The 1,312-nt window shown below is 39.6% G+C and carries 2 protein-coding genes and 1 pseudogene; 2 read left to right on the top strand and 1 reads right to left on the bottom strand.

The features are described from left to right. A pseudogene (locus PX636_RS17730) lies at positions 1-171 on the bottom strand (ISL3 family transposase); the annotation flags it as partial. Positions 172-363: 192 nt separating this feature from the next. Between PX636_RS17730 and PX636_RS17725 the strand changes: the two are divergent. Then, on the top strand, positions 364-537 hold the full coding sequence (locus PX636_RS17725; RefSeq protein ID WP_288118108.1) for a hypothetical protein: 174 nt from the start codon (positions 364-366) through the stop codon (positions 535-537). Between the two features lie 168 nt (positions 538-705). After that, a complete protein-coding gene (locus PX636_RS17720) occupies positions 706-963 on the top strand; it encodes a hypothetical protein (RefSeq protein WP_004162697.1) in 258 nt (85 codons plus the stop codon). Positions 964-1,312 lie beyond the last annotated feature (349 nt).

The following is a 1,312-nucleotide window of genomic DNA, read 5'->3' as shown; positions in this document are numbered from 1 at the left end:
TTTGACTAAATGTCGATGATTTTGGTGGAGTTTATCGCTCTCTAACCCACAACGAGGACAGGTGGCTTTTTGATTTTTCGATTCGATTCGGCAAACTATACCGATATTTTCTAGGTGTCGATAGCCTTGAATAGAGGTTCCTTCTAGGTTCAAAAATTTGTCAAGTATCATAAGTAAAATAATCTCGTTTTTGGCTATTATATCAAATCTTAACTCGATTGTCTATCTTTTGGTATTAACCTGTTGATGCCTTAAGTCCTTCCCTATATGGATTTCAGCTACTTTTGAGCGTAGGCGCTCTCATCGAATTTTATTTTAAGTTAATTATTTGCATAACAATTCCCGAAGAGCCGTAAATATCAAGTGGAGTTATTGGGGTTAGATGTGTTTGACCCGATTACCATGAAAGTGGACTCAGAACCGGGTAAGAATGTCCCCGCTTGGTTTCTCGATACTAACTACAACGGCTTATGTTTCCACGTCAATCAGGCATTTTTTCCCCGTACCGGCGCTTGGGATTCGATTAAAAAGCTTTAAAGGGAACCTATGAGGAATCAGTCTGGGAACATCTAGCAGGGACAACCAGCGCACCTTTTGAAGTGGGAGAACATCGGCAAATTGCCGTTAAGGTGATTGATGACCGGGGGAATGAGTTATTAGTGCTTAAAAGTTTAAATTAGCCGAATTAAAAAAAGGAAAACTAATATGAATGCTGACAAAAAATATGTGACAATTGAGCGATCGCATCAGTTGATTTTATCCGATTTACCCTTTCGAGCCTGTCAAAGAGTAGAAATTATTATTTTAGCAGAAGATGGTCAGAAAACTAACCCTCAATTAGAGGAGTTACGGCAAAAAATTGATAGTGCAACCGAGCAAATTTTAGCGGGTAATGTAACCGATGGGGAATTAGTTTTTGAGCAGTTAAAAACAAGATTAAGAGAAGAATATGGCTTAAAATAATGGCAATTTATCAATTCTCCCAAGAGGCAATTAATGATCCAGGGTGAGCGCATCTCAAACGCCATTGACAATTGACCAATTTTGTTATCCGTTTGCTGTGTGAGCATTTCAAGCGATACCAGTCAATCAGAATAGTTACGAACTCGATCCATTTGGTCGATTGTTGCTCAACAATTGAGAAGGCAAATTCTACCCAAATATGCCCAAATTGTGGGTAGGCAACCTACATAGGGTTTGCTGAAAAAGTTTTTCCTGGGGGCAGGGTGTGGGGTGTGGGGTGTGGGATGTGGGGTTTTACCAGTTTTGAGGTGGCCAATTACCTAATTTTCAGGGAAAAAGTGCCTAAATT

The sequence above is a fragment of the Microcystis sp. M53598_WE2 genome (assembly GCF_030067735.1).
GTDB classification, from domain to species: domain Bacteria; phylum Cyanobacteriota; class Cyanobacteriia; order Cyanobacteriales; family Microcystaceae; genus Microcystis; species Microcystis aeruginosa.
This window is presented reverse-complemented; position numbering and strand designations above follow the sequence as displayed.

Bases quoted from the DNA above. Each gene is read 5' to 3' on its own strand.
- PX636_RS17720 (WP_004162697.1), top strand. From the start codon at position 706: ATGAATGCTGACAAAAAATATGTGACAATTGAGCGATCGCATCAGTTG.